Below are 25,476 nucleotides of genomic sequence, written 5' to 3'. Positions count from 1 at the left end.
CCGATGATTTCATCTTCGGTAAGGCGTTGCAGGGTTATGAAACCGCTATCGTTCACGATACGCTCAAACTGTGCCACCGCTTCCATAAAGCGGTGTATCGTTTCCTTGTTCCTGATTTCCTTTGGTATGAGCGTACCTTTGCAAAGCGAACTGAAGTTGCTTTGCATACGCATTCTTTCCTTAGTGGTCTTGGTCAGGAACAGGTAACAATAATGGTTCAGAAATGGTCGCTCATTAAAATGGCGTTGGTAGGATTTAGCCAAAAAACTTTGGTCTTCCTTTGCCAAATCGGGAGCATAGCTTTCTTTGATGTACCAATCCTGTTTGTGGATGACCGTAAAATCCGGCAAGGTCTTGATAGCCTTATGCCAGGCGGAGTGAATAGCTTCGTATTCCGCCGATGCTACCGTAAACAGTTCCGGCAAACGAACCTCAAAGCAGGCGGTAATGTCCGCATCTTTGGAAAGGATGCAGTTGTTTTCTACTGCCAACAAAGGAAATTTGTTTTCCAGCGTTGTTGTCTTTGCAACGTTTCTCATAGGGCATTCGATTTAGGAGTGAATTTCAGATAGCGGTGTACAGGCTTGCGACAAATGATGTATCGGGGATGTCTTTTTCCTGCTCCGATTTTCATTAGCCCGTGTTCGCCGTACTTCCTGTTTAGTGAAAAGGTCTGCCACACAATGAGCGAAGCACCGCCTGCTCCGAGGAACAGGCAGATGTAAGAGTTTACGCCTGCCATATACAGTATCATCACGAGGATGAGCGTACCGAGCAGTCCGCCAGCGAAAATGAACAGGTATTGTGCTTTCAGTCCCTTAAATTCCACTGTCCTGCCAATGCCTTTGTTTATGTTGTAATTGTTCATAAAGCAAAGGATTAAAGGAAGAATGAACGCAGGATGGTAGCCGCTACGATTAAGAAGATACACGCACCGAACCAGCTTGCCGCAGTCTTCGATGTGTCGGGGTCGCCCGAACTGAACTTATTGTAAACTTTAACGCCCCCTATCAAGCCCACGACCGCACCGATGGCGTAGATTAATTGGGTTGCGGGGTCGAAATAGGAAGTTACCATTTGGGTAGCCTCGTTGATACCTGCCGAGCCGTTTCCCTGTGCGAACGCACCAATTCCTGACAGCATAGCCACGGCTGCCAGCAAAACTTTTTTTCTCTGTTTTTCCATAATTGAAACACATTAATTTGTTATTGTTATCCCGCACCTTGCGGACTTTCGGAACAAAGGTGTTTCAGAAATCAGGGCGTTATAATAAAGTGGCAGTCAAAGGAATGATTTGGCAGTGAGTGGCTTTATAGAAAGTCTAAATCCGTATTTATTAAACTATTTTGCTTAAATTTGACATATTTAGACAAGTCTTAAAAAAGCAAAATGGCATTTGGAAAACACATAAAAAGACTAAGAGAAAGTAAAGGATTGTTCCTACGGGAAGTTGGGGCTGCATTGGAACTGGATAGTGCTTTTATCAGTAAAGTCGAAAATGAAGAAAGACCATTGCCAAGAAAACACATCGAAAAGCTTGCAGAATTTTTGAATACCCCAATTGATGAGCTATTGGTTTTATGGTTTTCAGATAAAATAAAGGGACTTATTGACGATAAAGAAATAGGAAAGCAGGCTTTAAAAATTGTTTTAAAAGAATTAAATGCAATCAAGAATAATGCAGATTAGGTTTTTAACAACTCTTCTTTGGCAATAAAAAGGTTAACAAATAAAATATGCGAATATGAAATACATTTTACTCAACAATAACAGTTCTGTTGCTTATGATGATAGTGATGCTACTGATATAAAAGTATATATCGACGGCAAACTTCACGATTTCAAAGAAAGTACCGAAAATAGAATTGATTATGCAATTGCAACAAATAGGAATAAATACTCCCAAACTCTAAATAATCAGTTTGAGAATTTATTACTTCTAACTGGTGCAGGGTCATCTATTGGTTGGGGAAAAGATGGGAAGTTGGGTAAGTCGATGGCAAATTTATGGGATGATGCGGAAGCTCTTTTAACAGCCGATGTTTTTGGAAAGTTACTTGAAACTATTGGCTACGATGAAAAATGGGATGATGGCTCTATAGTAAAGAATTTAGAAAAGGTTCTTTCTATGGCAACACCTGCTATACCATATATACCCAAAGAGGATATAGATATTGAGGATTGTGTAAACAAAATTAAAGATTTTATCAAAGAAGCCTGTCAATTGAGTTTGCCAGATAATTCGCCACATACGCTCTTATTAAATAAAATAACGAAACGCAAAGTTACTTTACCAAGATTTAAGCTGTTTACATTGAATTATGACCTAATGTTTGAACAATCAGCTTGTGAAAGCAATTTTGTTGTTATAGACGGGTTTTCATTTTCTCAACCAAGAATATTTAGTGGGCGTAATTATGATTACGATATTGTTTCCCGCAATCAAAGTAGAGTAAAAGAAGAAGACAATTTTATTCAAAAAGTTTTCCATTTGTACAAATTACACGGTTCTGTAAATTGGGAAAAGCAAGACAACAAGATTATACAAAAAGAAGAACCTGACGAACCATTGATGATATATCCACATCAATCAAAATATGAAAGCTCTTATGAACAGCCGTATTTTGAAATGATGTCGAGGTTCCAGTCCAATTTGAGAAAGGAGAATGTTTTCCTTATTACAATAGGCTTTAGTTTCGGGGATAAACATATCGTAACCGCAATCATCGAAGCCTTGGAACAAAATCCAGGCTTTCAATTGATGATTGTAAATAAAGGGATAGATGAAACCAACGAAAATATGAAACCCTTTATTGATGCTGCAAACAAATATTCCAATATATCTATTGTTTCAGAAACCTTTGAGGATTTCGCTAAGAATTATCCTGACTTAAAATCTTACAATCAGGAAGATACACGACAAATAGTAATTAATATCCCTAATAGTTAGATATGAGCAATAGCCCCTTTAATCACAGTCATTTTCTTGGGTATGTAAATTTTGTATCCCCTGCATTTGTGAAAGTGCATTTCCCGTCTTCTGTTTTGATGAAAACATTTGTTCACCACGCAGAAGTGTTGAGAGGTGGACTTGTAGGAAACTATATTGTTGTTGAGGGAGAGGAAAAAGGTTTTCTGGGAAAAATGTTGGAAATATCGTTACCTGAAAAAGAACGGTTGGAATTAAGTGAAAGAACTTTTTCAACTAAAGCATTTCATCCAGTAGGAAGAATAGAAATTCTTTTATCATTTGATTTGTTTGACCCGAGTAGAATAGAAAAAGGGATAAATAGCCTCCCACTCATTGGTTCTAAGGTATTCATTTGTTCGTCGGAATTTCTTTCTACACATTTCAAAACCTTTGGCATAAAACCCGAAAATATCGAACATTCTCCTACTTTTAGAATGGGGAATTTGATATACGATAAAAATGTTCCCGTAGATATTTCTTTGCAAGCGATATTTAGTCGTCATTGTGCGGTTGTTGGTACAACAGGAGGAGGGAAAAGTTATACCATCAGCAAATTTATTGAGGGAGTTATAGAAACCGGAGCAAAAGCTATAATCTTAGACCCAACGGGAGAATACTCTACATTTGATGCTCATCCAAAAGTTGACCATTCAACACTGATTTCAGAAAGCTATTTTCCATATCAGAATTTAACCATTAATGATTTATTCGTTCTGTTCAGACCATCAGGACAAGTACAGCAACCCGTTTTATTGGAAGCTATTAAGTCGTTAAAAGTTGCACATTGCTTATTAGGGAATATTCCTAATAATGGACATAATAATGATGGAACTAACGATACTTTTACATTCAGGGGTCAGCAAGTAGTTATAAATAATGGATTAGTTGTAAAACAAAATAATATTACTGCGGCATATAATAATGCCTACTTTACTTATAAATCTATTATAGAAGATTTCACAATAAATAATTTCAGTATAAATCTACTCCACAGGCAAATAGGGAATGAATGTTTTCAAATATTCAACGACCGTTGGGCAAACAATAGAGATGAAAGAAATTATGGAAATGCAACGAGTTTAATAATGCGTGTTAACAATGTAATATCGGACAATGATTATTCCGGTATGTTTGGATTTAATGCTCCAACCACAAATAACCTAATAACCAAGATAGACGAGTTTTTGAATAATCCAGAATTAAATATTTTAAGAATTGGTTTTGAAAATGTACCTTATAATTTTCAGGCAAGAGAAATCTTGGCAAATTCATTGGGAAGATACTTATTGAATAAAGCTCGAACTAATATTTTCAGAGAAAATCCTCTAATTCTCTTTGTAGATGAAGCCCATCAGTTTTTAAACAAGAAAATTAAGGATGAATATTTTGAAAGCACAGAATTAAATGCTTTTGATAACATTGCTAAAGAAAGTCGTAAATATGGATTATTTCTATGTTTATCAACACAAATGCCAAGAGATATTCCTGTTGGTACGCTAAGTCAAATGGGAACATTCATTACTCATAGGCTGATAAATTATCAAGATAAGGAAGCAATCGCGAGTGCTTGCTCGACTGCCAATAAAGAAACTCTTTCTTTTTTACCATCTTTAGGGTCAGGAGAAGCAATTATTATGGGAGTTGATTTTCCAATGCCAATATCAGTCAAAGTAGATATGCCAACAATTACACCGAAGTTCGATACTCCAAAATTTGTAAAAATAGCGGGCACTTAGTTTTATAGCGTTTGAACAATTTTTAATTTGTGTCTAACATACAAAAGGGAGCTTGCCTAAACAAACTCCCCAATGTCAAAATCACTCAAATCACTTTTCCGCAAAGTGGAAGAACTGTCTTCCGTTTCAGATGAAAGGGTGCTATCCAAAAGCTCGGCTATTCTTCGGGAAGCATCTTCCATAGAATTCTCCAATAGGCTGAATAATTCGGTTCCCTGTATTTTTTGAACTATGGCTATCGCTGTTTCCTTTTGGGCTGGTTCCAATTCTTCTTTTTGGAGCAACACCCCCACGGAGCTTAGTTCTTCAAAGGTAACCCCTTGGGCAAAACCGTCATCGCCACCGGATATTCCGTACCTGTTCCAATCTTCTTCCTCTTCCTCCAAATCAGGTATATTACTGAAAACTTCGTCCAGCTCTTCCTTGCGGATTTGAATGCCGACGTTTTCATTTTCGTCGTATTCAATGTCTAAATTAGCGGGGTTTATCTCCGGTTCCTCAATTTGGCGTTCATTGGCAGCGTTTGGCATTGAAAGGCGTTCTACGGATTTTGGCTGCCCCATAATATCGGGCAGGTTCGGATTGACTTTCTTCTGCGGAGGTACTTGTTTTGTCCTTTTCTTAATGACAATCTTATCCTGTAAAAGCAGGACAATGACTATCAGCAGGCATATCACAATTACTATTTCCATAACGTAGGTTTTTTAAAACAAGCCTTTGTACTTTTCGTTGAACTCTTTTGTAATCATATCTTCAAATACTTTAAAATGATGTTCAAGAATATTATTGAGATAGGCAAACAAGGGTATTTTATCATCGCCTATAATCTGGACTATGCGGGTTAAACGCTCGTGATGTTCAGGACTTAGGTATATGCTTTTATTGCCTCTTTTCTGCATTTTATTCATTTGCATAAATGCGTTTTCATAGGTTGTTTTAGCTGTATTGCTAACTGTATCGGAGTTGCTGCCGGCTGCAACAGTATTCCTGTTCTTTTTATCTTTCTTCATTATAGAATGGGTTTAAAATGTTCATTGAAATAATCGGTAATATCGTCCCCGTACTCCCTGAAATGATGTTCAAGAATATTGTCAATGTAAGAGTAGAGCGTTGTTCTTTCTTCCCTTGTCAGTTGAACGATGCGGAGCAATCTTTCGTGGTATTCAGGGCGTATGTAAACGACCTTGCCATTACGCCCCGATGGAAAACGATTGACCAAAAACGTTTCCTCGTAGTCCGCTTTCTTTGATGAACTGTTACGGGCTTTTTCCCTGGGCTTGTTTTCCTTTGGTACATCCTGCTTTTTGTTAATGGTCGGTGGAGCAACAGGCTCATCGCCGCTTATGACGTTCATAAGGTATTCCTCATCAACATTGGGCTTTTCAAAATCGTTGTTTTTGTTATCTGAAGCCATACTTTACTATTTTTATAGATGAGTGATTTTTAAAAATTCCTCGACAAACAAATCCATTTTAGTTGCTTTCATTAACTGTGGTTCGGCAGGCAGCAAACTTGACCTGAATACATAACTGCCTGTGTCGTCTGTTTCCTTTCGGAAACGCTTGCTGTCCATTATCCTTGTTTCCATTATGGGCAGGTTGAGTTCTTTGATGACACTTTGATACGCATCATACAAACCTGTTTTTTCCCTGCCATCCACTTGGTTCCAGAACAGCCACATCTCTTGTTCGGGATTGCCCTCGTCCGTTTGGGGAAGTCCGAGAAAGGCTTTGGTAAAGCCCAATGTACTTTCCACTACCAAACGGTCGGCAGTAATGGGCGAAAAGATGAAGTCCATTTTTTTTAAGGTTGTCAGTACACCTTTGGTATTGGCTGTTCCCGGCAGGTCGAAGAAAATAACATCCGGCACAACCGCCGACTGGCTTCTGTATTCCGATGCTTTCTCCAGAGCTGTTTCAGCCTTGCATTTGATAATCGGGTACGCTTTTTTGTTGATGGCTTGAAACTGCTTCATTGCCGCCTTTTTATGGTAGTCGTTCTGCATTATGGTTCTCTTATCCCGTTCACGCATATTGGTCAGGCTGTGTTGCGGAAAGTCGCAGTCCATCACCAGCACATTAAAACCTAAACGGTAGTGAAGCACACTTGCCAGCAAGGTGGTCATTGTAGATTTTCCCACACCGCCTTTTTGGGTGGAGAAGCTGATTTTTAAAGTTTTCTTTGTTGTTTCCATTATTTAAAAATTTATTGTTACACACTTTATTTGTTTTGCAGGATTGAATATTGGTTTATCTGATTATTACCTCATTCCTATATTCCTGCATTCCCTTTTGCGTACTTTCCTGCACAGGTATTTGCTTTCATTTTTGCCTTGTCAGGCACATTCTTTAGCAAGTGGCAAACCTTACAATAGGTAAATTGCTTTACCGCTTTTATGCTTTTACACTTTTATTGTTTTATGCTTTTAAAACCTTATGCTTTTATTCCAAACTGCCTGTTTGCAAACCTGATTTTCTTCTTTGTCGAAATACATTTTTTACTACCTGCACTAAAATTATACGGCAAATAAAGCGATTGATTTATCCGCTGATTGAGGTGTGGCAGTGTTTGGCACTCAAAGGCAGTCTTTGTCCGGGTATCGCATTGCAATACTCTTACAGGTAGGGCTTTACTTTGTACAATGATTATTATTAACGGATTTATGCAAAAGTCTTTTGACAAAATGGAGGGTAACGGGAACGGCATCGAGCCGTTTTCCCTGTTACATTTAATCCGTCCCGAAGGGCGGATTTTTGTGTTCAACGGAACACGGCAAGTTGTGTTTTGAGCATCTCGGAATGATTTCCGATGCTCAAAACAACTTGCCCTTTGCAGGGGGCAGAAAACACCTTCCGAAGTCAGGGTTTTGTATGGATTTTAAAATGGATTAGTGATGAACGATAACAACAAAAAGCAATTGAAAAAGACAGGACGCCGCCCCAAAGAAGACCCGGCGACCATTCGCTATACGATTTCCTTTAACGAGCAGGAACACGCCCGTTTTCTTGCCCTTTTTGATAAATCAGGTATGCAGGTAAAGGCGCACTTTATAACGTCCTGCATCTTTGACAAGACCATAAAGACCATCCAGATTGACAAGGGAACGGTTGATTTTTATATGCGGCTGACCTCTTTTCACAGCCAGTTCCGTTCCATCGGTGTGAACTATAACCAAATTGTAAAGCTGTTGTACAAGAATTTTTCCGAGAAAAAGGCGGCTGCGTTTCTGTACAAACTGGAAAAACAGACGGCTGAAATGGCAATGCTGTGTCAGAAAATCATTCAGATTACCGAAAAATTTGAGGAAGAACACCTAAAAAAATAATGTAATAGTGATAGCGAAAATCGGAAGAAGCGGAAATTTATACGGGGCATTGGCGTACAATCAGCTTAAAGTGGAGAATGAAAACGGGCAGATTTTGTTTGCCAACAAGATGATTGAAACCGCAAGCGGTCATTATTCCGTTGCCCAATTAGCCCAGTCTTTTGCTCCTTACCTGATAGCGAACCGCAATACCGAGAAACACACATTGCATATTTCACTCAATCCCGACCCGAATGACAAAGTAAGCGATGATAAGTTTAGGGAAATGGCAGAACTATATATGAAGGAAATGGGATATGGTGAACAGCCTTTTATAGTGTTCAAACATACTGATATTGACCGCAGCCACATACACATTGTATCGGTTTGCGTGGATGAGCAGGGTAAAAAGATTTCGGACAAATTCGAGAAAATTCGGTCTATGAATGTATGCCGTGAGCTAGAAAAAAAATACAACTTGATACCTGCTACAGAAAAAAAGCGTAATCAGAATGATAAGGTTTTCCATCCAGTGAATTACCAAGCTGGAGATGTAAAAAGTCAAATTGCTTCGGTTATTCGTCACCTGCCAAATTACTACCAATATCAAACATTAGGCGAATACAATGCCTTGCTTTCCCTGTTCAATATTACAACCGAAAAAATTGAGGGCGAATTGCAAGGAAAAATGCAACAAGGCCTATTATATATTCCACTAAATGAAAAAGGCGAAAGAGTTGGACATCCATTCAAGGCTTCGTTATTCGGAAAGAGCGCAGGACTTCCAGCTTTGGAATTGCATTTTGTAAAATGTAAAATCGCTTTGAAAGATACCCCAACAAAACAGACACTAAAATCTGCCATTACGATTGCTTTGCACACTACAAGTGATGAGCAGGCTTTTAAAAAGCAGTTAAGGAAACAGGGCATTAACGTAGTAGTACGCCGGAATGATACCGGACGTATATATGGGATAACTTTTATAGACCACAATTCCAAAGTGGTTTGGAACGGTTCACGCTTAGGAAAAGAGCTTTCTGCCAATATTTTTAATGATTATTGGAACAATAACATCAAACCAGATATTAAAGAGCCTATCATATCACAACCAAAAATATCCACATCAAATGATACAGATCTTCCTATGGAAGAACCACATCATTTGTTCGACTTCTTAACCACGGGCAAACACGAAGACGGTTTAATTGAAGCATTGGGCGGTTTACTGCCCGAAGCCCAGGGCGAAGATCATGAAGAGCAGAACTTTGCTAATAAGATGAAGAAGAAAAGAAAACGACAAAGAGGTCAGAAGTAATATTTAGCCAAACACTGCCACAGAACGCCATTGACTGCCACATTCTTAAAGCCATACTATATCGCCTTTAAATTCACGCCCGAACATTAAAACTTAAGATAATGCAGGGAGAAGACGATTTAAGAGGACTTGCCAAAATAATGGCTTTTATGCGGGCAGTCAGTATTCTTTTGGTGTTGATGCACCTTTATTGGTTCTGTTACGGTTTCTTTTTAGAACGTGGCTGGACATTGGAAGTAATCAATAAGATATTAGGCAATTTCGACAGAACAGCGGGTTTGTTTTCACATAGCTTATATACCAAAGTATTCGCTTTGGTTTTGTTGGCTTTGAGTTGTTTAGGAACAAAAGGCGTAAAGAATGAAAGGATAACCTGGCCTAAAATTTACGTGGCTTTGAGTATTGGTTTTGTTCTGTTCTTTTTAAATACACTGTTGTTAAAGCTATCTCCAGCAGTAGGCACATTTCTGTATATTCTTACTATCTCATTAGGATATATCGCCTTTCTTATGGCAGGTGTATGGATGAGCCGATTGCTCCGTACTAACTTGATGGATGATGTTTTTAATAATGAGAACGAGAGCTTTCAGCAAGAAACAAAGCTGATGGAAAATGAATATTCTGTTAACTTACCCACTAAGTTTTACTACAAAGGAAAATGGAACAACGGTTGGATAAACATTGTAAATCCTTTCAGGGCATCAATCGTATTGGGTACTCCGGGTTCTGGAAAATCATATGCGATCGTAAACAATTACATCAAGCAACAGATAGAAAAAGGCTTTAGTATGTACATCTACGATTTCAAGTTTGACGATCTTTCAACCATTGCCTACAATCATTTACTAAAGCATCGGGATAAGTACAAAGTTCAGCCGAAATTTTACGTCATTAACTTTGACGATCCACGCAAGAGCCACCGTTGTAATCCACTCAATCCCGACTTTATGACGGACATTTCAGATGCTTACGAAGCAGCATATACCATAATGCTAAACCTCAACAGGTCGTGGATACAAAAGCAAGGGGATTTTTTCGTAGAAAGCCCAATCATTCTTTTGGCTGCTATTATTTGGTATCTGAAAATCTACGAAAATGGCAAGTATTGTACATTCCCACACGCCATTGAATTACTGAATAAAAAGTATTCGGACGTGTTCACTATTTTAACCTCATACCCCGATTTAGAAAACTATCTATCGCCCTTTATGGATGCGTGGCAAAGCGGTGCACAAGACCAATTACAAGGACAAATAGCATCAGCAAAAATTCCGCTATCAAGAATGATTAGTCCGCAATTATACTGGGTAATGACAGGCGATGATTTTACGCTCGACATCAATAACCCGAAAGAACCGAAAATTTTGTGCGTAGGCAATAATCCTGACAGGCAAAATATTTATTCCGCAGCTTTGGGCTTGTACAATTCGAGGATTGTAAAATTGATAAATAAGAAAGGGCAATTAAAAAGTTCCGTTATTATAGATGAGTTACCTACAATTTATTTCAGAGGGCTGGATAACCTGATTGCAACAGCAAGAAGTAATAAAGTTGCAGTTTGTTTGGGTTTTCAGGATTTCTCTCAATTGATAAGGGATTACGGGGACAAAGAAGCCAAAGTTATTCAGAATACTGTTGGTAATATTTTCAGTGGTCAGGTGGTTGGAGAAACAGCAAAAAGCCTTTCGGAACGTTTCGGGAAAGTACTGCAGAAACGTCAGAGCATATCGATCAACAGAAATGATACTTCAACTTCTGTTTCCACCCAATTAGATAGCCTTATTCCGGCTTCAAAGATTTCAACCTTAACACAGGGAATGTTTGTAGGCTCAGTATCGGATAATTTTGATGAACGTATCGAGCAAAAGATATTTCACGCTGAAATAGTAGTGGATAATGAAAAGGTAGCTGCCGAAACAAAAGCTTATCAGCAAATACCGCAAATCTTGTCTTTTGTAAATGAACACGGCGAGGATAAGATGAAGCAGAAAATTGAAAGTAATTACAAGCATATAAAATTAGATATTCTTCATATTATAGAAAGTGAAATAGAGCGCATTAAGAATGACCCTGATTTGCAGCATCTGATGTAATAATGAAGATACTAATACTCTAGTGAGAAGATTGTACTATTATGGATGTTACGAACACACATAATAGTACAAATAAGTAAAATTTGATTGCCTCCTTCTTAGCTGACCTTTGCTTTTTGAACTGTATAATGCCGAAACAGAAAGCTTTTTAGGCTGTAAGCCTTAGCCGGATGATTTTAGTAAACGTAAATGGTTATATGACAGCCTATTTTATCAATAAAGAATAGAAACTACTTTGGCGTCGGACAATAAACTTCCAAAGATTTAGTTTGCCCGTAAACTTGGGTGTTATTCAAAATAATGTTAAAAAATAACCAAATGGACAGAATAACACACTCATAAGAATAGCTTCCTGGTAACAGTATTATAATTAAATGCTAAAGAGGGTAAATTAATCATATTTCTTTTAAGCATTTGCTTAAATAAGAAAACTATTTGTATATTTGCTGCGTTATTCAATCAATAATTAAAAAGATATGGGAAAAACAAAATCGTGTATTAGAATATTTACTGACCAAACTCAAATAGAACAATGCAGAGAAAAACTGCAGTCCAATGCTCAAGCTTTTAACCAATTAAGTAGTTTGTTAGCATTGGCTGGCAATGAAGTAAGACTTAAAATCATGTTCCTACTTGAAGAAGAAGACGAACTTTGCCCTTGCGACCTTGCTGATATTATGGGTATGAGCGTGCCAGCAATTTCTCAACATTTAAGAAAAATGAAAGATGGCGATGTAATAGAAGCCAGACGTTCAGGACAAACAATTTTTTATTCTCTTAAAGCAGAACATCTAAGACTACTACATCCTTTTTTCAAAATCATTATTAACAATAAATCAAAAAAAGAACTTGCATGAATAAAAAATCAAAATCAGGAAAACTTGCGGGAGCAAGTATCTTATCAGCCATTGCAGCATCACTTTGTTGCATTACACCAGTTTTAGCCCTGATATCAGGTGCAGGAGGAATTGTGTCATCCTTTTCGTGGTTAGAACCTGTAAGACCGTATTTACTTGGTATTACCGTTTTAGTATTGGGTTTTGCTTGGTATCAAAAACTCAAACCACGCACTGCCGAAGAAATAGAATGTGCTTGTGAAGAAGATGAGAAACCGCCTTTTATGCAAACTAAAAAGTTTTTAGGAATTGTAACAGTATTTGCATTTCTGATGATGGCTTTCCCTTATTATGGACATATTTTCTATCCGAAAGCAGACAAAGAAATAGTTGTAATTTCTTCTGATAACATACAAGAAGTAAAATTTAATGTAAGTGGAATGACTTGCGCAAGTTGCGAAGAACATGTAAAACACGCAGTGAATGAATTACCAGGAATTGTAAGTGTTTCTGCTAACAGTACTAATGGAACTGCTGATGTAAAATTTGATAACAGTAAAACTAACAAGGAAGCAATTATCAAGTCTATTGATGCTACAGGTTACAAAGTTTCTGGCGAAGCAGCAACTTTAGAAAATTAAGCACACGGATAGCAGGATACATTTGCGACCCAAATGGGTGCAATTTTTTTTAATCATTTATAAAAAAAGCATAATGAAAAAATATTTTTTAATCTCAATCATTGGATTTATACTACTATCCTTTCAAACAAATGCACAATGTTGTGCTGCTTCATCAAACAAAAAAGCAATTACTGAAAACAATAATCAGAGAAATAGTAAAACTGTTAAGTTAAAAATTACAGGAATGACCTGTGCCGGATGCGCAAACCATGTATCAAAAGCTCTGAAAAATGTAAATGGTGTTATAGAACAATCAGTTGAGTATCCGGGTGATGTCGCCATAATAAAGTATGATGTCGCCAAAACCAAACCCGAAGAACTGATTAAAGCCATTGAGGAAGCAGGATACCAAGCTGAAGTTATTAAGCACAATACAAAGGTGTAAACTCAAATAGTCAATAAAGTCTGGAAAAACTTATGTGGCTTCATCTTATTTGTTGTGGTGTGTGCTGTTGGTAGCGTTGATAATGTTAAAACCATTTTCTAAAAATAATAAAAATAAAAAAATAATAAAAATAAATAAAAATAAAAAAAAATGAAAAAATTAATTGTAGCAGGTGCCCTTCTCTTAGTAGCAATCGTCATTTACTCTTTCGTTTCTGGCAATAAAGAAGCCCCGAATACTGAAAGTAACATCAGCTTTTATAAAACTCCTTTGGTATGTCCCGCAGCACCTCAAATTGGTTGTGGCAGCAAAGCCAAACCTGTGCTGCTTAGTTTGGAAAATAAAAGCGACGTAGTGACTGAAGCCTGGCTGAACCGAACAGGTACAGTGATTGCAGTAGTATGGAAAGAAAATACGACACCAGACTTGCGCACATCTGTTGCAAATGCGGTTTTCACGGAAAATAAATTGAATGTAACTGCCGTTTCCGGTGAGGAAGAAAAAACATTGATGGCTGATTTTGCCAATAAACAAAACTGGTATCGAAATACCGATGTTGACAAACTCAGTATGGAAGAAGCCGGCATTATTGCAGATCGCCTGATTAGCCGTGTAAATGCCAAAACCCCGTTAAGCAAAGAAAAAGCTGAAAACCTTAAAACGGAATTTATCCAGGCATTTAAAAATCGTTTCACCAAAAGTTATGGCTCAGCCAATGACAATAAAGAGCAGAAAGTGGCAAATCAGATAGAGGGAGATTTGTTTTCTATCGGGCAAAAATACCTGAACGAATCAGAGATGACGGCATTGAAAGAAGCAATTGATATGGGTTTAAGACCAACAGAAAAAGATAAAAGCAAGTCGAAAAGCTGTTGTTCAAAGGAAAATTCATCCGATAAAAACTGTGAAAAGAGTTGCCATAGTAAAGTATGATGCCGCCAAAACCAAACCCGAAGAACTGATTAAAGCCATTGAAGTTATTAAGCCCAATACAAAGGCGTAAAATCAAATAGTCAATCCTGTAAAAACTTATGTGGCTTCATCTTATTTGTTGTGGTGCGCTGTTGGTAGCGTTGATAATGTTAAAACCATTTTCTAAAAATAATAAAAATAATAAAACTAATAAAAAATGAAAAAGTTAATTGTAGCAGGTGCCCTTCTCTCAGCAAAAGAAGCCCCGAATACTAAAAGTAACATCAGCTTTTATAAAGCTCCTTTGGTATGTGCCGCAGCACCTCAAATTGGTTGTGGCAGCAAAGCCAAACCTGTGCTGCTTAGTTTGGAAAATAAAAGCGACGTAGTGACTGAAGCCTGGCTGAACCGAACAGGTACAGTGATTGCATTAGTATGGAAAGAAAATACGACACCAGACTTGCGCACATCTGTTGCAAATGCGGTTTTCACGGAAAATAAATTGAATGTAACTGCCGTTTCCGGTGAGGAAGAAAAAACATTGATGGCTGATTTTGCCAATAAACAAAACTGGTATCGAAATACCGATGTTGACAAACTCAGTATGGAAGAAGCCGGCATTATTGCAGATCGCCTGATTAGCCGTGTAAATGCCAAAACCCCGTTAAGCAAAGAAAAAGCTGAAAACCTTAAAACGGAATTTATCCAGGCATTTAAAAATCGTTTCACCAAAAATTATGGTTCAGCCATTAACAATAACGAGCAGAAAGTGGAAAATGATATTGAAAAGCAGATAGAGGGAGATTTGCTTTCCATAGGGCAAAAATACCTGAACGAATCAGAAATGACGGCATTGAAAGAAGCGATTGGCATGGGTTTAAGACCAACAGAAAAAGATAAAAGCAAGTCGAAAAGCTGTTGTTAAAAGGGAAATTCATCCGATAAAAACTGTGAAAAGAAAGGATGCTGTTCAAAAAAATAATCTAAGTAAAATTTAATTAAAAATGAATTTCATAAAAAATATAATAGGTAACGGAGCCGAACATAAAAATGGCAAAGCTGTTACTGAAGAAAAACTATTACTTGAAATTTCGGGCATGACCTGCGACCATTGTGCAACAGGCATTGAAAAAATGCTTTTAAAAAATGAAGGTGTAACAGAAGCCAAAGTAAGTTATCAAAGTGGCAGTTGCGAATGTTCGTTTGATCCTTCAAAAACAAGTAAAGAAGAAATTGTAAATACAATCAACGAAACAAAAAACTACAAAGTAAAAAGCGAAATCAAAAAAGAGGATTGTTGCGCTACACAAAAAGATAGTTCTTTACAAAATAGCAGCCATTTTGATTTAATCATTATTGGTGGTGGTTCGGCTGCATTTTCAGCAGCTATCAAAGCCGAAAGTTTAGGACTATCAACCTTGATGGTAAACGGCGGATTAGATTTCGGAGGAACTTGCGTAAATGTAGGTTGTGTACCATCTAAAAATTTAATCCGTGCTGGAGAAACTGCTTATCACTCCACACATTCCAACTTTACAGGTATTAAACCAAAAGGAGTTGATATTGATTTTGCACAGGTTATCAAAGACAAGAAAAAATTGGTTGCCACACTTCAAGAAAAAAAATATATGGATGTGGTAAGCGATTTTGAAAACCTGAAAATGGTAACAGGTTGGGCAGAGTTTAAAGACAACAAAACAATTGTTGTGGATAGTAAAACAGAATATACAGCTTTGAAATTCATCATTGCCACTGGTGCGACTACCAATATCCCAAACATTGAAGGATTGAATGAAATTGGCTACCTGACCAATGTCTCGCTTTTTGATTTAGAAGAAAAACCCGAAAGCATCACTATTATGGGAGCAGGGTACATCGGTTTGGAATTAGCTATGGCATATAATCGTTTGGGTGTAAAAGTGCGTATTATCGAATTTACAGATAGAGTTTTAAGAACACAAACTCCTGACATCAGCGAAGCCTTGGAAACACAAATGCGTAACGAAGGTATAGAAATCCTGCCAAATTTTAGAGCAGTAAAATTTGATAAAAAAGGAAATGAAACTATTATCCATTGTAAATGCCCTGACGGTTCTTTTACACAAATTATAGAAAAAGGAAAAATTGTAGTGGCATCTGGCACAACACCCAATATACAAAAATTAGGATTGCAAAATATTGGTTTGGAACTTGATAAAACAGGACACATTTTGGTAAACGAAAAAATGGAAACAAATTTACCTAATATTTATGCTGTGGGCGATGTTACCAACACACCCGCTTTTGTTTACACAGCCGCTTTTGAAGGAAAAATTGCCGTAGAAAATGCTTTTTCAGGAAGTGAAAATAAAGCAGATTACTCTTCTTTACCTTGGGTAGTATTTACTGACCCGCAAGTAGCAGGTGCAGGCTTGGACGAAGCACAAGCTGAACTGCAAAATATTCCGTTTGAAGTTTCTAAAATAGAATTGAAAGACGTGCCGAGAGCCATTGCAGCAAATGACACAAGAGGTTTTATAAAGCTTATTCGCAACACCGAGACCGACAAACTAATCGGAGCAAGAATAGTAGCACCCGAAGGCGGAGAACTTATTCAACAATTGAGTATGGCAATCAAATATGGAATAACCGTAAAAGAATTAGCAGAAAGCTTTTATCCTTATTTGACTTTAGGGGAAGGCATCAAATTGGCTGCAATTACTTTTGGGAAAGATGTGGCAAAACTGAGCTGTTGTGCCACTTGATAAAGCCAAAAAGGATCTTTGTTATTATTTTGCGAAAATATTTTAAAAAATTGAAGTATTTGAAATGGAAAAATTTGATGTAATAGTGATAGGCACAGGTTCGGGAAGTAACGTAGCCAAGCGTTGTGCAGCAGCAGATAAAAAAACTGCTATCATTGATTACCAACCCTATGGAGGCACTTGCGCTTTGAGAGGGTGTGACCCTGAAAAAGTTTTGGTCGGCCTAGTGCATGTATTGACGCTCAATAAACAATTGGAGGGAAAAGGCATCACAACTTCTACCACATCTTCATTGAAAGATTTGATGCGGTTTAAAAAGAGTTTTACAGAACCAAAAATATCTGAAACTGAAGTCGGATTAAAAAGAGCAGACGTTGGAATGTATCACGGCAAAGCAAAATTCGTTTCTAAAAATACCATTCAAATAAACGAAAATATTTTACAAGCAAAAAAGTTTGTTATTGCAAACGGAGCCAAACCACGGAGTATCAATATACCTAGAGAAAATTTCCTCATCGATAGCACCGCTTTTTTAGAACTGAAAGAATTACTAGAAGACATTTTGTTTATCGGGGGTGGTTATATAACTTTTGAATTTGCACATATTGTTTCGCGTTTTGGGGTGAAAGTAGTTATTCTTCACAGGGGGGAGATGCCCTTGGGAAAATTTGATGCTGACATGGTTAAACTAGTCATTCAGATTAAATTAAACACTGAGGCAATAAGCATAGTCAAAGAAAATAATCACTTTGTAGTTCATGCTGTGCAGGGAGGAAATGAATTAAACTTCGCTACTTCTCTTGTGGTACATGCTGCTGGAAGAACCGCAGATATAGATGATATGGGTTTAGAAAAGGTGAATGTTTCTTTTAAAAATAATGGAATAGCCGTGAATGAGTATATGCAGAGTATATCCAACCCGAATGTATATTCTTGCGGTGACGGTGCAAGGTACTATCATGAATTTCAAAATGAAGCGTATGGATAAATTTTACAATGAGACATATCGTAAATTGGAAACTGCAATTCAGGAACAGGAGATTGAGATTGACAACCCTATAAAAAGGATTGAAGCGATTATACAGCTTATCATTAAAAGCCTTTCAGATTTAAAGGAGTTTGTACTAAAAAACGACTTTAAAGATATGGAGGCAGAAATCTATTTTTTCAAATATCAGAAACCTGTTATTGTTTCAAAGCTCATTTACTATAATGCTGTTTATAAAATCGAAACAAAAAAACCTTATGGAGAAAAACAGGTTAAAAAATTTCTGAACAAAGAAATAAACAAGCTCAAAAAATTCTTTGATAACAACCTTGATTTTTACAAGTATTATCGCAGCAATAATTCTTTCATTGATGAGAAATTTTTTGTGCGGGGAAAACACGACATAAGGCTGTGGTTGGACACTTTTTATTTTGAAGCTGACCATCGTTTTTCTACTTCACACGATTATAAAGTTGCTAAAATAATTGCTAATGACCTCATACAAGTTTATCTTGAAGGTCAGTTAAATAGTAATCTTACTAAGATACCCGACACTTCTTCACTCAATTGGACAGGAAGCAAAACAGCACTCACAGAGCTTATTTATGCACTGTATTCCCATGGTGTATTTAACAATGGGAATACAGATATAAAATTGATTGCCAAAATTTTTGAAGATACTTTTAATATTGAGTTAGGCGATTTTTACCACACGTTTATGGAATTGAAAGCCCGCAAGATAAATCGAACAAAATTTCTTGATAGCCTGTGTGAAGCACTGATAAAGAAAATGGAAGAACAATAAACAACATCATTACAGTACGCCACGAGGTACATAAATGCTTTTAGTTCGTACATTACTTTCTGAAAAGTCTGGGGCTTCTTTCCGTTTTTCTACCTGCTCAGCAGGTTCTTCGCTTTGTTTTACAGGCTCTATTGATAGCTGTATCTTTCTTTCTACGGCAGCCAGTTCCGTTTTAAGCTCACTTAATCGGCTTTCCTTAGACCACGTACCGTTAACCACTTCCTGAAGTATAGGCAGGTCTTTTTGTATTTCAGCAATTTTCTTTTGCTCCTGCTCGATATAGCCGGGCAATTTCTCCAGTGCATTTAGGAAGTTCATAGCCGCCAGCTTTTCATCTTTAGCAATTAAACCGTTGTTGTAGGTATATTTGATATTGCCCTCTCCCTGCACTAAAAAGCGGTTTACCCGTATATCCACGCCCTCCTTTTCGGACATTTCGGTTTTTACCAACAGCGTAAATCCGTACAAACTACCGATTTCTTCATACTGACCTCCGGTGCGGGCTTTGTCCGCAAGCTGGTTGAGCTTTACACCTATTTTTTTAATATCCTCATTGGGCGGTAAACCGTCCAACTGTACAGGATTTGCAATTGTACCATCCGAACGTTTTTGTATGCGTTGCTGTAAGTTTTCCCAATCAAGGCTCATTCTGTTTAGTCGGGATTGCGTACTATCCAGCAATTCCGTAAAGTCTTGCAGCTTGTATTTGGCACTGAACTTGGAACGGTTAAACGCCTGTTTTTCGCTTTCCAATCCGGCAATCTGTTTTTCTAATTTGGCTTTATCCAAAAGGTCGGTATTTCCCGAAAGGATAGCCACGTATTCCGAAAAGTTCATTCCCGATTTTTCGTCCATACTGCCCTCGTCAATAGTCCGTTTGCCGAGATTGTTGTTTTTTAATTGGTCTATAAATAGCTGTTTATTGTACAGCAGGTTAAACTTGTAGCTATCCAGTGATTTTTCTACGGCATAGATAATTACATCTACTTTGTTGTCGGCAAAGAACTTGGCAATCTCATTGCCTTTTCGGACTGCCCGACCGTCCCTTTGGGCAAGGTCGCTTGGTCGCCACGGTGTATCTAAATGATGAACGGCAACTGCTCTTTTTTGTGCATTCACACCTGTACCCAACATACTTGTAGAACCGAACAGTACACGGATTTTGCCCTCGTTCATTCCTTTGATAAGTTCCTTGCGTTGCTTATCATTTTTAGCCTCTTGTATAAACCGGACTTCGTGTGCAGGTATGCCGTGGTCTTCCACGAGCTTGCGTTTGATTTCGGAGTACACATTCCATTCGCCCGGCTTGTAGGTTCCCAAATCGGAGAAAATGAACTGCGTTCCTTTCTGTGCGTTGTATTGGTTGTAATACTTGGCAATGTTTGCCGCACAATGCGAAGCCTTATTATCGGGGTGGTCATCATACGCACCGCTTACCATCCGCATATCCAAAGACATTTTACGGGCGTAGTCCGTTGCGATAAGCATCTTTGCTTTTTCTTCGCTTTGTGATAAAGGTTCTCTTCCTAATAAGGTAGCATTTCCTGTTTTGGCAAACTCCATTAGCTTTTTGATAAAATCTTCCTGGTCTGGAGTAGGCGGTATGTTATACAATACCTCGTTCTTATTGGGGCGGTCAATACCTATATCTTTTGCCGTTCGGTAATCCGTGATTTCCGAGTAGAATTGTGCCAGCTCCGGCACTTTGATAAAGTATCGGAAACGTTCTTTTGCTACAATATTGTTAGCTACCGAAAATTCATAATCGGTCGTTTTTCTTGCATAAATAGCAGCCCACGCATCAAAAGAGTGAATGCCTTGTTTTTCCAATGCTCTTGGTCGCAGGTACTTAAAAAGTAGGTACAGTTCCGTAAGTGAATTGCTTATGGTCGTTCCCGAAAGGAAAGTTGCTCCCATATCCGCATTGATGCGTTCCTGAATGGTACGGATAGCAAAGAGCAGGTTCAATGCCTTTTGGCTACCGTCCACATTGCCCAATCCGGCAACCCTTGTATGTCTTGTATTGAACATTAGGTTTTTGAACTGGTGGCTTTCATCAACGAACAAATGGTCAATGCCCATCATCTTAAAGTCAACCACATCATCTTTGCGGTTTTCAATATCGTGTTGCAGGGTTTTGAGCTTCACTTCGAGGTTCTCTTTCCGCTTGATTACTCCGGCAAGCATTCCCCTTGTAACTTCCTTGCCTTGCGATTGCAGGGCATCGAGGTTACGCTCTACGCTGTCCAATTCGATTTCGAGTATTTCCTTTTGAATTTCGGGCGACTGCGGTATCATACCAAATTGGTCGTGTGTGAGGATTACACAATCCCAATCGTTGTTTTTAATATCGCCGAATATCCGCAGGCGTTTTTGGGGCGTAAAATCTTCTTTGCCCGGAAACAGGATTTTAGCGTGTGGGTAAGCGGTGCGGTAGGCTTCGGCAATTTCGTGAACGTTGCTTTTCAGACCGATAATCATCGGTTTGTGTGCCAGTCCCAAACGCTTCATTTCCTGTGCTGCCGTACACATAACCAACGTTTTTCCTGCACCTACTTCGTGGTCGCAGATAGCACCGTTGTTCAGCTTTATCATCCAAACCGTGTCCTTTTGGCTTGAATACAGGTCTTCAATGCCCAATGCCTTACGGTCTAAGCCCGGAAAGTCCTGATGCGTTCCGTCATAGTTCGGTCGGACGAAGCAGTTAAAAGTATCGTTGTATTGGTCGGTCAGCCTGCTTTTAAACTCATCATTTTGGGCGTGGAGCCATTCGGTAAAGGCGGTACGGATTTCGTCAATCTTGGTATTCGCCATTTGTATGGCTTCCATATCCCGCACCTTGACCTCTTGGTCGCCAACCATTACTTTTTTGGTAATATCCGGCGTGGTATTAACCAATGCGTGTTTGAGCAGGGCAATCCCGTCAAACGTTCTGCTTTCAGCTTTGACAGCGTATTTTTCCCATATATGCAAATTCTTACGGTCGCACTTTACTGAAAAGTCATCGGAGCTTTCAGAGTAATGAACGAGTACGTCCGTATCAAAAAGATGTGAAGCAAAGCGGGCATAAATGCCAGTGGGTATCCAGCGTTCGCCCAAATTAAAATCGAGTTCCTCAAACTCAATTCGTCTTGGTCGGGCTTCTTCCAAAACGGTAAGGCTTGTTTTGGCTTCAGTATCATTGGGATTGTTTTCAATGTAGTTCAGTACCTCTTGGGCTTTCTCTACTACGTTTCCTGCAATCCAGCGTTCGGATATTTCATATTCCTTTTGCAAAGGATTGTAGTAAATGCGACCGTGTAAGGCTTCTTTCAAAGCATCATCGGTAATACCGCTGATTTCGGACATATAGTCCAAATCCACGCTTCCGTATTTGTTCAGCGAAGCCGCTAACGCTTCTTCGGGATTGTCCGTTGCTATTGTTAAGGTGGAGAAACTTACCGGACGGCTGAATATATCCGCTTTGTGTACCACGCCACCAACAACACGCTCCAAATAAGGGATTTCCTTGCCGGAACTATCCGCTTTGATGAGCTTGATATTATCGGCACTGTTAAGGTTTCCGTACCTTTTGACAAAGGCATCGTAAAGGCGGTTAAGGGTTTCCCTTTCTTCCTTGTATTCGGTCTGAAACTTTGCCTCTTTATTGTAAAGGTCTTGGTAAACATCACGTACAGCAATGTACGCTTCGGCTCTTGCTTTCTGTAAGGTCGGTAACTGCAAAGGGTGGAAAACTGCCGTACCGTCTGATGTATCTACATCTTGCAGATGACCGACCCAACCATTATCCACAACAAGACAATCGTTACGGTGGTACGATTGCAGTTCGCCACTATAAGGAGCAGGTTCGGGAATGGTATTGGGAACGGCTGGCTTATCAGCTTGGCCATTCCCGTTTATTTGTGAAAACAGGTCGCCGATAGCTTCCTGTTTTTTGCCATTGGTAGATGGGCTTCCGTTGGCAGTTCTATTGGTAATCGGAGGCGTATAAGGTTGCTGCATCGCACTGCTGAACAGGTCAGGTTGGCGACCTATTGCACCTCTTCTTTTGTTGGTGCTTTGCCTTTTAACTTGTGTCGTTTTTTTGGATGGAGCAGCAACCATTACAGGCTCGTCCACATTTTCAAACAAGTCGAAAATGCTTAGTTGCTTTAATTCCTGCGGACTTTCCCGATTGATTATAGGAACAGATAAAGATTGTATTTCCGGCTGAATGGTTACAGGTTCGATAACCGGAGGTGTAACCGTTGGTGTTGGTGTAACAGGAATTTGTAATGCAGGCTCATCGTTCCGTTCGCCTTTGTATAAATTCAAATTCAGGTGCTTACCAAAATCATCCGTAAGCATTTGTTTGAGGTCTTGGGCAATTCCGTTAACACCGTCTTTATGAGTATAGATGAGTGCAGGTTGTCCGTAAGGGTCGGTATCTAATTTGCGGTCGGTATGCACAATCCTTGTGCTGTCCTGAAAGAGCGCATTGCCCGGAGTGTTGTATTCCGTTTGCCTGCTTTGGCAAAACAGTTCTTCGGCTTCGGTCAAGTTTTGTTTTCCCGTATTCTTTTGCAGGATAATCAAATCACTGCCGACTTCCGTACCTGCATATTCCGTAAACAGGTTGTTGGGTAAGCGGACAGCCGAAACCAAATTATTATCCTGCATCAACGCCCTGCGTATCGGCTCGTTCTTCGGACTATTCAGAATGCCCTGTGAAGTAATGTAAGCCAGCAAACCGCCCTCACGGAGCATATCACCACCTTTCAGAAAGAAGTAATTGTGTATGCTTCGGGCTGCCTGTACTTTTGCACTGTCCCTGCTTCGGGAATAGGAAAGGTCGAAAACGGAAGTATCGCCAAATGGAATATTACTGGCGATTACATCAAAGCTGTTTTGTCCCTTTTCGGGGATTTCCTCAAAACCGCTTACACGAATATTGCTTTCGGGATAAAGCTGTTTTAAAATCTTGCCTGTGAGCAAATCCTTTTCATAAGCAGTAACACTGGCTTTTTTATTTTCTGAAAAGGATTGTATGAAAGACCCGATACCTGCGGAGGGTTCGAGGAATTTATCAATGTTCAGACCGCTTTCACGCAAAGTTGCGGAAATCGCATCTATGACCTGTGGCGGTGTATAAAAAGCCGTCAGTACGGAGCTTTTCATACTGTCCACATACCTGCGGTATTGCTTTTCGTCTTCTGAATTTTCTTTGAGTAGTTGGTGGAGTTCCTGCGTAATCGGGAAAAGGTCGTGTTCTGTTTTTCTCCAATTATTGATGTCTATTTCGTTCGCTATGGGGTTCAACACGAATTTAAGACCGCCAAATCCGCTGTATTGCATCATTAGCAGTCTTTCGCCTACGGTGGCTTGTCGTTTCTCCTTTTCCAGTTTAAAAGCAATTCGCAGGGCATCAATGTTCTGTTGGAGATGTTGCTTTTTACTGAAGCCCATTTTCCTCTATCCATATTGCGATGGTTCCGGTTATTTCGGTATAGAGCAGGTCGTACTCTGTGTTATAAGCGAAATCATCGGTTAGCTGGTAGCCGGAGAAAACAGGCTCACAAACCGCGAACATTTTCAGGGCGAACGGTCGCAGTTCCTCATCTGCCATTATGGTATCAAACTCATTGCATACCACCTGAAAAACGGTGTCGAATTTGGAGAAGTGCAAGCCCTCAAAAAGTATGTAATTGGCTATTTCGTTGCATTGCTCAATAGCGTTTCCCGAACTAAAAGCCCCCTCGTAAGCATTGGCGCCCCACGAAGAACGTTGCTCAATAAATTTTTGGTCATTTGCTTTTTCGGGAAAGCTGGTATTTAATAATTCTTGTAATCGTAACCTGAAATACGATAGGTCTTTTTGCTGTGTATCCATACTATAATTTTGCTTAGAATTTTACTTGAAGCCTAAAATTATAGCAGTAGATGAGCCCCTTTGCAGAAGTGGCAGGGTTTGGCTTTGAGAGGTAGGGTTTTACCACTTAGTAAATTGAAATAGAAACTTGAAAAGAATTAAGATTTGAATATTTTTTCATAAACTACTTTTGTGTTTAAACTTATTATCGTAATATTGCGATGTAAAAGTGTAAACTATGGGACTTACCAAATCAGAAATATTTACAGACCAACAGAATAAGCTGGCTTCTCGATTTAAGGTTTTGGCGCATCCTGCAAGGATTGCTATACTTCAATATATCATCAATCAAGATGCCTGCATCTGTAACGATTTGGTTGAGGAATTAGGGTTGGCACAGGCAACCATTTCACAACATCTAAAGGAATTAAAAAACATCGGTATCGTTCAGGGAACGATTGAGGGAAAATCTGTTTGCTATTGTATTGATGAAAAAGTATGGAATGAAATTCAAGAGGAATTTAATGCGTTTTTCAATCAGGAGGTAAAAGTAACCAAGTGCTGCCCATAGCATTTTTTTAATATTTAACATCGTTATATTGCAATATAACATTTATTGTGCTACTTAAAATTCAGTTAATATGAAACTATCAAAAATCAAAGAAATGTTACCAACATTAGAGAATGTTGAATTTCAGTTAGAGAACGGAACGCCTGTTCCCGAACATTTCCACGTTACCGAAGTGGGACAAATCAATAAAAATTTTATTGATTGCGGCGGTGTAATCCGCAATGAAAAAGTAGTAAACTTTCAGCTATGGAATGCCAACGATTATGAACATAGATTGAAACCAGG

25 protein-coding genes are annotated in these 25,476 nt (G+C 38.7%); 16 read left to right on the top strand and 9 right to left on the bottom strand.

The window, feature by feature from the left end:
* The 3 genes from AC0NBN_RS15795 to AC0NBN_RS15785 all read right to left on the bottom strand — a co-directional run.
* Positions 1 to 539: TraG family conjugative transposon ATPase (locus AC0NBN_RS15795; RefSeq protein WP_160811951.1), on the bottom strand; the 539-nt coding region annotated here is incomplete at its 3' end.
* The gene (locus AC0NBN_RS15790) at positions 536 to 868 is read right to left on the bottom strand and encodes a DUF4133 domain-containing protein (RefSeq protein ID WP_019974897.1); all 333 of its coding nucleotides are present in this window, start codon (positions 866 to 868) and stop codon (positions 536 to 538) included. The genes AC0NBN_RS15790 and AC0NBN_RS15795, both read right to left, overlap by 4 nt.
* Before the next feature lie 11 nt (positions 869 to 879).
* A complete protein-coding gene (locus AC0NBN_RS15785; protein WP_002979435.1) occupies positions 880 to 1,185 on the bottom strand; it encodes a DUF4134 domain-containing protein in 306 nt (101 codons plus the stop codon).
* 204 nt (positions 1,186 to 1,389) lie between these two features.
* Between AC0NBN_RS15785 and AC0NBN_RS15780 the strand changes: the two genes are divergently transcribed.
* From AC0NBN_RS15780 to AC0NBN_RS15770, 3 genes are read left to right on the top strand one after another with little or no spacing between them, the layout of a single operon-like run.
* On the top strand, positions 1,390 to 1,689 hold the full coding sequence (locus AC0NBN_RS15780) for a helix-turn-helix domain-containing protein (RefSeq protein WP_019974895.1): 300 nt from the start codon (positions 1,390 to 1,392) through the stop codon (positions 1,687 to 1,689).
* Between the two features lie 55 nt (positions 1,690 to 1,744).
* Positions 1,745 to 2,950 (top strand): SIR2 family protein, encoded by a 1,206-nt coding sequence (locus AC0NBN_RS15775; protein WP_019974894.1) that lies wholly within the window; start codon positions 1,745 to 1,747, stop codon positions 2,948 to 2,950.
* A 2-nt stretch (positions 2,951 to 2,952) separates the two neighbouring features.
* On the top strand, positions 2,953 to 4,707 hold the full coding sequence (locus AC0NBN_RS15770) for an ATP-binding protein (protein WP_026357461.1): 1,755 nt from the start codon (positions 2,953 to 2,955) through the stop codon (positions 4,705 to 4,707).
* Positions 4,708 to 4,763: 56 nt separating this feature from the next.
* Here AC0NBN_RS15770 and AC0NBN_RS15765 read toward each other — a convergent pair whose 3' ends face one another.
* The 4 genes from AC0NBN_RS15765 to AC0NBN_RS15750 are packed head-to-tail and all read right to left on the bottom strand — an operon-like array spanning position 4,764 to position 6,901.
* Positions 4,764 to 5,399: a conjugal transfer protein TraD gene (locus AC0NBN_RS15765; protein ID WP_160811950.1), complete on the bottom strand. Its 636-nt coding sequence runs from the start codon at positions 5,397 to 5,399 to the stop codon at positions 4,764 to 4,766.
* A 12-nt stretch (positions 5,400 to 5,411) separates the two neighbouring features.
* Positions 5,412 to 5,717, bottom strand: coding sequence for a DUF3408 domain-containing protein (locus tag AC0NBN_RS15760; RefSeq protein ID WP_066434593.1), 306 nt, complete (start codon positions 5,715 to 5,717; stop codon positions 5,412 to 5,414).
* Positions 5,717 to 6,121 carry a DUF3408 domain-containing protein gene (locus AC0NBN_RS15755; protein ID WP_066434606.1) on the bottom strand — a complete coding sequence of 135 codons (405 nt, stop codon included), beginning with the start codon at positions 6,119 to 6,121 and terminating at the stop codon, positions 5,717 to 5,719. The genes AC0NBN_RS15760 and AC0NBN_RS15755 overlap by 1 nt, the downstream gene beginning before the upstream one ends.
* 12 nt (positions 6,122 to 6,133) lie before the next feature.
* Positions 6,134 to 6,901 (bottom strand): ParA family protein, encoded by a 768-nt coding sequence (locus AC0NBN_RS15750; protein ID WP_019974889.1) that lies wholly within the window; start codon positions 6,899 to 6,901, stop codon positions 6,134 to 6,136.
* A gap of 699 nt (positions 6,902 to 7,600) precedes the next feature.
* On the opposite strand from AC0NBN_RS15750, the gene mobA reads away from it, so the two are divergent.
* The 11 genes from mobA (at position 7,601) to AC0NBN_RS15695 (ending at position 18,772) form a co-directional block, all read left to right on the top strand.
* Complete coding sequence (gene mobA, locus AC0NBN_RS15745; protein ID WP_026763222.1) at positions 7,601 to 8,032, top strand: conjugal transfer protein MobA; 432 nt, start codon at positions 7,601 to 7,603, stop codon at positions 8,030 to 8,032.
* 7 nt (positions 8,033 to 8,039) lie between these two features.
* Positions 8,040 to 9,326: a conjugal transfer protein MobB gene (gene mobB, locus AC0NBN_RS15740; protein WP_160811949.1), complete on the top strand. Its 1,287-nt coding sequence runs from the start codon at positions 8,040 to 8,042 to the stop codon at positions 9,324 to 9,326.
* 101 nt (positions 9,327 to 9,427) lie between these two features.
* Positions 9,428 to 11,419 (top strand): conjugal transfer protein MobC, encoded by a 1,992-nt coding sequence (mobC, locus tag AC0NBN_RS15735; protein WP_074229638.1) that lies wholly within the window; start codon positions 9,428 to 9,430, stop codon positions 11,417 to 11,419.
* A 476-nt stretch (positions 11,420 to 11,895) separates the two neighbouring features.
* A complete protein-coding gene (locus AC0NBN_RS15730; protein ID WP_160811948.1) occupies positions 11,896 to 12,276 on the top strand; it encodes a metalloregulator ArsR/SmtB family transcription factor in 381 nt (126 codons plus the stop codon).
* Positions 12,273 to 12,896 carry a mercuric transport protein MerTP gene (gene merTP / locus AC0NBN_RS15725; RefSeq protein ID WP_074229640.1) on the top strand — a complete coding sequence of 208 codons (624 nt, stop codon included), beginning with the start codon at positions 12,273 to 12,275 and terminating at the stop codon, positions 12,894 to 12,896. The genes AC0NBN_RS15730 and merTP overlap by 4 nt, the downstream gene beginning before the upstream one ends.
* Before the next feature lie 73 nt (positions 12,897 to 12,969).
* A complete protein-coding gene (locus tag AC0NBN_RS15720; protein ID WP_074229641.1) occupies positions 12,970 to 13,323 on the top strand; it encodes a heavy-metal-associated domain-containing protein in 354 nt (117 codons plus the stop codon).
* Between the two features lie 150 nt (positions 13,324 to 13,473).
* Entirely contained in the window at positions 13,474 to 14,256 is a 783-nt protein-coding gene (locus tag AC0NBN_RS15715; RefSeq protein ID WP_407476263.1) for a hypothetical protein, read from the top strand.
* A 196-nt stretch (positions 14,257 to 14,452) separates the two neighbouring features.
* On the top strand, positions 14,453 to 15,160 hold the full coding sequence (locus AC0NBN_RS15710) for a hypothetical protein (protein ID WP_074229643.1): 708 nt from the start codon (positions 14,453 to 14,455) through the stop codon (positions 15,158 to 15,160).
* A gap of 79 nt (positions 15,161 to 15,239) precedes the next feature.
* Positions 15,240 to 16,979: a mercury(II) reductase gene (gene merA, locus AC0NBN_RS15705; protein ID WP_074229644.1), complete on the top strand. Its 1,740-nt coding sequence runs from the start codon at positions 15,240 to 15,242 to the stop codon at positions 16,977 to 16,979.
* A gap of 64 nt (positions 16,980 to 17,043) precedes the next feature.
* Positions 17,044 to 17,967: an FAD-dependent oxidoreductase gene (locus AC0NBN_RS15700; RefSeq protein ID WP_074229645.1), complete on the top strand. Its 924-nt coding sequence runs from the start codon at positions 17,044 to 17,046 to the stop codon at positions 17,965 to 17,967.
* Positions 17,960 to 18,772, top strand: coding sequence for an RteC domain-containing protein (locus AC0NBN_RS15695; RefSeq protein ID WP_074230253.1), 813 nt, complete (start codon positions 17,960 to 17,962; stop codon positions 18,770 to 18,772). The genes AC0NBN_RS15700 and AC0NBN_RS15695 overlap by 8 nt, the downstream gene beginning before the upstream one ends.
* 9 nt (positions 18,773 to 18,781) lie before the next feature.
* On the opposite strand, the gene AC0NBN_RS15690 is transcribed toward AC0NBN_RS15695, so the two are convergent.
* Positions 18,782 to 24,217: an N-6 DNA methylase gene (locus AC0NBN_RS15690; protein WP_160813495.1), complete on the bottom strand. Its 5,436-nt coding sequence runs from the start codon at positions 24,215 to 24,217 to the stop codon at positions 18,782 to 18,784.
* Positions 24,204 to 24,641, bottom strand: a complete 438-nt coding sequence (locus tag AC0NBN_RS15685; RefSeq protein ID WP_160813493.1) for a DUF1896 domain-containing protein — start codon at positions 24,639 to 24,641, stop codon at positions 24,204 to 24,206. Before AC0NBN_RS15685 ends, AC0NBN_RS15690 begins: the two co-directional genes overlap by 14 nt.
* 217 nt (positions 24,642 to 24,858) lie before the next feature.
* Between AC0NBN_RS15685 and AC0NBN_RS15680 the strand changes: the two genes are divergently transcribed.
* Both AC0NBN_RS15680 and AC0NBN_RS15675 read left to right on the top strand, forming a co-directional pair.
* A complete protein-coding gene (locus AC0NBN_RS15680; protein WP_078798971.1) occupies positions 24,859 to 25,191 on the top strand; it encodes an ArsR/SmtB family transcription factor in 333 nt (110 codons plus the stop codon).
* A gap of 70 nt (positions 25,192 to 25,261) precedes the next feature.
* On the top strand, positions 25,262 to 25,476 hold a 215-nt coding region (locus tag AC0NBN_RS15675), incomplete at its 3' end, for a DUF6428 family protein (protein WP_474468783.1).

Source organism: Chryseobacterium sp. L12, from assembly GCF_056133985.1.
The sequence above is the reverse complement of the archived record's forward strand: the minus strand, read 5'-3'. Positions and strand labels throughout refer to the sequence as shown.

Bases quoted from the DNA above. Each gene is read 5' to 3' on its own strand.
- AC0NBN_RS15790 (WP_019974897.1), bottom strand. From the start codon at position 868: ATGAACAATTACAACATAAACAAAGGCATTGGCAGGACAGTGGAATTT.
- AC0NBN_RS15785 (WP_002979435.1), bottom strand. From the start codon at position 1,185: ATGGAAAAACAGAGAAAAAAAGTTTTGCTGGCAGCCGTGGCTATGCTG.
- AC0NBN_RS15780 (WP_019974895.1), top strand. From the start codon at position 1,390: ATGGCATTTGGAAAACACATAAAAAGACTAAGAGAAAGTAAAGGATTG.
- AC0NBN_RS15775 (WP_019974894.1), top strand. From the start codon at position 1,745: ATGAAATACATTTTACTCAACAATAACAGTTCTGTTGCTTATGATGAT.
- AC0NBN_RS15770 (WP_026357461.1), top strand. From the start codon at position 2,953: ATGAGCAATAGCCCCTTTAATCACAGTCATTTTCTTGGGTATGTAAAT.
- AC0NBN_RS15765 (WP_160811950.1), bottom strand. From the start codon at position 5,399: ATGGAAATAGTAATTGTGATATGCCTGCTGATAGTCATTGTCCTGCTT.
- AC0NBN_RS15760 (WP_066434593.1), bottom strand. From the start codon at position 5,717: ATGAAGAAAGATAAAAAGAACAGGAATACTGTTGCAGCCGGCAGCAAC.
- AC0NBN_RS15755 (WP_066434606.1), bottom strand. From the start codon at position 6,121: ATGGCTTCAGATAACAAAAACAACGATTTTGAAAAGCCCAATGTTGAT.
- AC0NBN_RS15750 (WP_019974889.1), bottom strand. From the start codon at position 6,901: ATGGAAACAACAAAGAAAACTTTAAAAATCAGCTTCTCCACCCAAAAA.
- mobA (WP_026763222.1), top strand. From the start codon at position 7,601: ATGAACGATAACAACAAAAAGCAATTGAAAAAGACAGGACGCCGCCCC.
- mobC (WP_074229638.1), top strand. From the start codon at position 9,428: ATGCAGGGAGAAGACGATTTAAGAGGACTTGCCAAAATAATGGCTTTT.
- AC0NBN_RS15730 (WP_160811948.1), top strand. From the start codon at position 11,896: ATGGGAAAAACAAAATCGTGTATTAGAATATTTACTGACCAAACTCAA.
- merTP (WP_074229640.1), top strand. From the start codon at position 12,273: ATGAATAAAAAATCAAAATCAGGAAAACTTGCGGGAGCAAGTATCTTA.
- AC0NBN_RS15720 (WP_074229641.1), top strand. From the start codon at position 12,970: ATGAAAAAATATTTTTTAATCTCAATCATTGGATTTATACTACTATCC.
- AC0NBN_RS15715 (WP_407476263.1), top strand. From the start codon at position 13,474: ATGAAAAAATTAATTGTAGCAGGTGCCCTTCTCTTAGTAGCAATCGTC.
- AC0NBN_RS15710 (WP_074229643.1), top strand. From the start codon at position 14,453: ATGAAAAAGTTAATTGTAGCAGGTGCCCTTCTCTCAGCAAAAGAAGCC.
- merA (WP_074229644.1), top strand. From the start codon at position 15,240: ATGAATTTCATAAAAAATATAATAGGTAACGGAGCCGAACATAAAAAT.
- AC0NBN_RS15700 (WP_074229645.1), top strand. From the start codon at position 17,044: ATGGAAAAATTTGATGTAATAGTGATAGGCACAGGTTCGGGAAGTAAC.
- AC0NBN_RS15695 (WP_074230253.1), top strand. From the start codon at position 17,960: ATGGATAAATTTTACAATGAGACATATCGTAAATTGGAAACTGCAATT.
- AC0NBN_RS15690 (WP_160813495.1), bottom strand. From the start codon at position 24,217: ATGGGCTTCAGTAAAAAGCAACATCTCCAACAGAACATTGATGCCCTG.
- AC0NBN_RS15685 (WP_160813493.1), bottom strand. From the start codon at position 24,641: ATGGATACACAGCAAAAAGACCTATCGTATTTCAGGTTACGATTACAA.
- AC0NBN_RS15680 (WP_078798971.1), top strand. From the start codon at position 24,859: ATGGGACTTACCAAATCAGAAATATTTACAGACCAACAGAATAAGCTG.